This window comes from Alcanivorax sp. (assembly GCF_051117345.1).
Lineage (GTDB): Bacteria > Pseudomonadota > Gammaproteobacteria > Pseudomonadales > Alcanivoracaceae > Alcanivorax.
Genome location: NZ_JBNPEC010000087.1, coordinates 1 through 5467, shown reverse-complemented (window position 1 = coordinate 5467; position 5467 = coordinate 1). Strand labels below are relative to the sequence as shown.

Annotated in this window: 6 protein-coding genes; 1 reads left to right on the top strand and 5 read right to left on the bottom strand. The window is 58.3% G+C overall.

Annotated features, from left to right (window positions below; translation table 11 throughout):
• Positions 1-430 precede the first annotated feature (430 nt).
• Positions 431-1585, top strand: a complete 1155-nt coding sequence (locus ACFE0K_RS05715; protein WP_434535143.1) for a YbfB/YjiJ family MFS transporter — start codon at positions 431-433, stop codon at positions 1583-1585.
• On the opposite strand, the gene ACFE0K_RS05710 is transcribed toward ACFE0K_RS05715, so the two are convergent.
• From ACFE0K_RS05710 to ACFE0K_RS05690, 5 genes are all read right to left on the bottom strand, one after another.
• Positions 1582-1980 carry a hypothetical protein gene (locus tag ACFE0K_RS05710; RefSeq protein ID WP_434535142.1) on the bottom strand — a complete coding sequence of 133 codons (399 nt, stop codon included), beginning with the start codon at positions 1978-1980 and terminating at the stop codon, positions 1582-1584. The two genes, ACFE0K_RS05715 and ACFE0K_RS05710, sit on opposite strands and share 4 nt — an antisense overlap.
• Positions 1981-2627: 647 nt before the next feature.
• Positions 2628-3113, bottom strand: coding sequence for a hypothetical protein (locus tag ACFE0K_RS05705; protein WP_434535141.1), 486 nt, complete (start codon positions 3111-3113; stop codon positions 2628-2630).
• Between the two features lie 189 nt (positions 3114-3302).
• Positions 3303-3611: a DUF2007 domain-containing protein gene (locus tag ACFE0K_RS05700; protein WP_434535145.1), complete on the bottom strand. Its 309-nt coding sequence runs from the start codon at positions 3609-3611 to the stop codon at positions 3303-3305.
• Between the two features lie 383 nt (positions 3612-3994).
• Positions 3995-4993, bottom strand: coding sequence for a DUF5924 family protein (locus ACFE0K_RS05695; protein WP_434535140.1), 999 nt, complete (start codon positions 4991-4993; stop codon positions 3995-3997).
• Between the two features lie 330 nt (positions 4994-5323).
• Positions 5324-5467, bottom strand: a 144-nt coding sequence (locus ACFE0K_RS05690) for a sodium ion-translocating decarboxylase subunit beta (RefSeq protein WP_434535144.1), incomplete at its 5' end; no start/stop codon positions are given.

Here is a 5467-nt window from a genome sequence, read left to right as displayed (position 1 = left end):
ACGCAGTGGTTGTGCTTATCGTGTGTTAGAGCAAATGCTGTGCCAGTTTTTAAAAAGCTGGTTTTTCATGGAGTTATCGATGCCGGACTCAAGCCGGACTGGCGTTGACGCCCGGTTTTCGCTCAGCCGGCACTGTTGTGAGTCAGCCCCGCCTCACCAAAATGCATCACGCTTTTGGTGCAGCGCCGCTTTCTTGCCGAAAACCCCGGGTTTTGCCCCGCCATGGTGAAAAAGCCACGCACTGCTTGGGAGCTTTTGCGACCAAAGCCGCATTTATCACTGCGGTGAATGATGAACATCATTCGAATGATAAAGCCGAACACACCACAGCCTGTTAGGCTGCGCTCCATTGTCGGAGAGAACCCGGCACGCCGCCCGAAATCGGTATGCCCGAGTGCACCTTCCCATTTGATTGCCTGCGAGACACTGCGTGACGACCACCGAAAGAGATCACCTGCTCACCGCGATAGCCGGCGCCTTCAGTCTGGTGATTGCCCTGGGCATTGGCCGCTTCCTGTTCACCCCGGCCCTGCCCGACATGATTGCGGAAAGCACCCTCACCGCCATCAGCGGCGGCTACCTGGCGGCCATCAACTACGGGGGCTATCTGGCCGGCGCGATGCTCGCCATGGCGGTGCCCGCCCACCGGGCCCGCACAGCGTTCTGGCTGGCACTGTGGGTGAGCGTGATCACCAGCCTGCGCATGGGCCTGAGCACCACCTTCACGCCCTGGGCCATCAATCGTTTTCTGGCCGGTGTGGCCAGCGCCATCATCATGGTTAACGGCTCCGCCCTGGTGCTCGGCGCCATGCCCAATCATCTGCGTGCCCGGCTGGGCAATATTCACTATGCTGGCATCGGCCTGGGCATCAGCATCGCCGCCCTCACCGTTGCCTTTATTGAAACCCTGCACGGCAGCTACGCCACCATGTGGCTGGCCTGCGGCGCCCTGGCCCTGATCCTGCTGCCACTGCTGCGCCGCATCCCCGCCCTGCCCCACGCCAAACACAGCCAGCACGAACGGGCACCGGTAAACCGCTCCGCCCTGGCTTTTCTGATCGCCAGCTACACCCTGGCTGGCTTCGGTTACATCACCAGCACCACCTACCTGCCAGTAATCGCCAAAGCGCAACTGCCCGGCCTGGACAGCGCCGCCTTCTATACCTGGCTGGCCGTGGGCCTGGCCGCCGTCCCCGCCAACCTGCTCTGGGGCAAGCTGGCCAGCCACACCAGCGAACGCAACGCCCTTATGACAGCGCTGGTGGTTCAGGCACTGGGCGTCAGCGCCCCCGCCTGGTTACCCGGCCTCACCGGGCTGGTCGTCAGCGGCCTACTGGTCGGCGGTACCTTTACCGCCGTGGTCGCCCTGAGCATGTACTGCGGCCGCCAACTGGCCCCCCACGCTGCCAGCGCCGCCCTGGGTGCACTAACGGCCTGCTATGGGGTCGGGCAGATCTTAGGGCCTGTGGTGACGGCGCGGTTGCTGGAAAGTAGCGGGAGTTTTGCGCCCGGGTTGTTGGGGGCGGCGGCGGCGCTGATTGGGGCGGCTGTGTTGTTGGTGCCGTTGGGGAAGGTGAGGTTCTAGGCGCGGCTCACGGCATGCTTGCGTACCAGCAACGGCATGGCCGCAAACAGCAGCAGGGAGACGAGATAGGCAATACCGGATACCGGGTCGCGCCCGGCCAGATAGTCGCCCAGACCCTGCCCTTGAAACATTGTCACCGCCAACTCGGCGCTCAGCATCATCAACAGGGCCGGCAGGCCAGTGCCAATACACTGCATCACCGTCACCAACCCAAATCGCTGCACCAACCAGCGGGCCACCAGAAAACTGGCCAGCACCATAAAAGGCAATTCAACCAGCTCAGCCCAGCGCTCACCCAGCCAGGGCACAAGGAAGGGAATTCGGATCATGGCCAAGGCGAAGCCTGTGGCAAAGATCAGGATGAAGTAAATGAGAGCGGGTTTTATCTGTCGCATTTGGAGAACCGGCTACGGATTATGCTTTCCTTAACGTCGCAAAAAAGCGGCTCACGCAATGCGTCCGCGGATTGCTTTGCCTTGTTATGAATTATGCCCACTCAAAACCAAACTGCCATATTACGATCAACGACAGGATATACAGGATAGAAGCATATATCGCATAAAACCCCCACCCCCAGAAACCTTCTCGTAACTTTACAGGTCTCTCGCAAAACCATTTGACCGGATATACATCTCGGTCAAGAGAAAACTTATTATTCAGTCTCACTTGGACGTTTCGCAAGCGAAGGTATTCCATATGGCAGTGCCCAAAGTGGTAAATTGTGGAACCGAAAACCACCGTAAGCACTCCAGAAATTACCAATGAGATAGCACAGTTAAGTTCCAATTCCTTTAGCGTTAGGGCAGCAAGAAGTGCGAAGTGAAGGGCGGATGTAAAGCTAAGAATACGAATTGGCCAATCTCGGTAACGGCCAACTTCATGGAGCAATGTTCGATATATCTCCCAATCTTCCTCTCGATTCACTACCAGCTCCTGATTCATAACTTTGTGTTAACCGGAGCCGCCACCGAACATGACCGGCCCTGCCACCGCGAAGCTTATCGGGGTCCGGTTGAACCCTTTGTTAGGGGAAGTGCTCAACTTACATGGCACTCTTTGCCGACGCCTTTACAATAACTTTTTCGATGCGATCGCATCTTTTGTGCGCATCTCGGGAGAACTGCTCGTCGTCCTCTATGAGCTTCAGAAACCTGGGTTTATGATGCACCAAGCCAGCTTGAGTCATTTCGTAAGTCTCATCATACAGGGACGATACCTGGCGTTTGCAGCCTTCGAGGTACTTGCGATCGGACTTAGCTTGCGCTGCCTCAGCTGTCAAAAGTGCTCTCAACTTGTCTGGCGCCTGATTCAACGTTTGCAGCAGGGCTTCTAGTCTTTCGCCGAGACGATCAAGCTCTTCTCTTGCCTTTTCAATTCGAACCAAAAACTCTGACTTTTCCCGTGAAAAGGCAAGACGCGACTTCTGCTCACCGGCACGCACTGAGTGTCGATACGCGCTATAGCTAATCCCGACGGATAATAGCGATACCGCAAAAGATAAGGCTGCAATGATTTCAGAGGGCCCCATGGCCGCCTAACGCTTAGCACAGCCGCCGAAGAGATTTGGCGCCACTTCTTGCACCGCAAGAATAGTGACAAATCTCGTAGGTCGGCTCTGCTGCTCATTGTTATGTCTCACAGTGGAACCTCTCACCACAATCCATGCACCTATTTTCTTTACTGACTTTCCATAGAGGAAAGCTCAGAATTAACCATGTCAAGAATGCTGGCTTTCAACCCACCGAGACATACTCGACATTTGAGCCCCGACAGCGAGGACACTGAACAGAAGGCGGAAGATCTTCGGTTGACGGGGCGTCGGACATATCCTCAGACAGAATTCGCAAAGCCTCCTCTGCTTGATCAGAAGGAACTTGGAGCCGCCCCCCCCCATTGCATTTGAATAGAGCCAATTCATACCCACAGTGTGCTCGTCGGCTACAAAGGCAGGAATGCCCTCCGATTCAAGCCTGGACTTAGCTATATGCGCCTCATCGGGCATTGAAAACCTAGCTACTGTGATCATGCTCATCCGACATAACAGCGTATTAAGACTAACGATTCGACTTAACTCAATTCGACATAATTCCAGTACGAGCGTGCTTTTTGACAAAGTACTCCCCCCTTCAAATCCACTTTATATCAACTGTTTAGCATTTTCTGTAAGCCATATTCTACAAATATATGACTGGTTCTGTTGAGCACGGCATATTCCGAATCACTGTTTGGAGGAGTACGGCCCAAGAGGGCCGGGATAAACCATTGGACCTGCCTTCCGAAGACGCAGGGCGTCCCGAAGGCACGGCAGTGACGTCAGCCCCTTCGCCTTGCGAGCAAGGCTCCAACGAGGGTTGGGGGCTGAGGTGTCGAAGGGCCTGGGGGTAAGGGGCGGCTGGGGAGCCGCTGGACTCAGGGGGTGATGGTGAAGCGCATGACGCCGATGATCTGGTTGTCTGCGGTGCGCACTTCCACTCGCCAGCGGCCTTGTGAGGGCACCGGGATATGGCGTTTGTGGGACCAGGTGCGGAAGCCGGATTCGCGGCCACCGTAGAGCTTGAGGGGAATCCGGTCTACCTGCTCGCCGTTCTGGAACCAGTAATGATAAATCTCCTGCCCCAGCCCCAACGGCGCCTTGATGGCGGTGTAGGCATAGAGGCCGGCGGTCACTTCATCGCTGGAGAAGCTGTGCCCGGTCACCAATGGCTGGCGTTGTTCGCGGTTGAAGGACAGGGCCATGGCCCGCTCTTCCAGGGAAAGCGTGAGTGGTGGTACCAGCGGAGCCAGCCAGCGCGGGGCGAAGGCGATCAGGCAGGACACCGCCAGCAGGCCCAGCCAGCGAAACCATTTTCTCGGCCCACCGACCCGCCAGAAGCTGGGCAGCGCAAACAAGGCGGTGAGCCAGCCGGCCCAGGTGAGTGCGGAATCGGTGCTCCAGTGGAAGATCAGCGGCAGCAGTACCAGCAGGGCCACAAACAGCGCCCAGGCGTGAAAGCCGAAGTACAGGGCTCGGTGTCTTGCCAGCCAGAAGTACAGCGGGTCGATGATGCTGACCAGGGCGGCGCTAATCACCAAGGCGGTGAAGAAGATGTATTCCGCGCCGCCGGACCATTGCAGCAGCACGAACGGCAGGCTGAAGAAGAAGGCCTCCTGATGGACGGCCTGCAGCAGCAGTTTGAGCATGCCCTGGGACATGCCCTCCATGGCGGTACCGGCCAGGCGCCGTTGCCAGAGCCCTTCGGTGAGCAGGAGCAGCCAGCTCAGCACCAGAAAGCCGGTGAGTACCGCGGCCAGCCAGGGCTGGCGCTCTACAAGGAAATAACTGGACAGACCCAGCGCAAAGCTGATCACCGCCCACAGGTGGCGGATCTGGTAGAGCTTGTTGGAGAGGGTTTGCAGCGTGGGTGGCAAGGGTGTCGCTCCGTGGGGGTTTGGCTGTTCGACGTACTATAGGCGTTGGGGTTCCCGATGGGTGTAAGAACTGGAGGGATTTGGGCGATGCAGGTGGTGTTGCCGTCTGTTGGTGTCGTTTATGGGTGGGTTTGTCGTAATTGGATAGGCCTGATCGCCCTGCGGGCGATTTCCGCGCGAGCGCGGTTCGCACCTCGAGAGGTGTTATTCGCTTCGCTCACCCTTCGGGCCGCACGGAACTACGTGCGTTACTCCGCTGCGCTCTGTTCCTACAGGGGCGTTGTAGAGGGGGGGGGGGGGGGGCAGCGGCGCGGCCTGGGGCCGCGGGGGTTAGCCTGCGAAGTTGGGGAGGACGCCGGCGGCGACGGCGGAGCCGATGACGCCGGCAACGTTGGGCCCCATGGCGGGCATGAGCGGGAGGTGGTGGGGTTGGGGTCCCCGCCCCACCTTGTCGGCCACCGGGGGGGCCTGGGG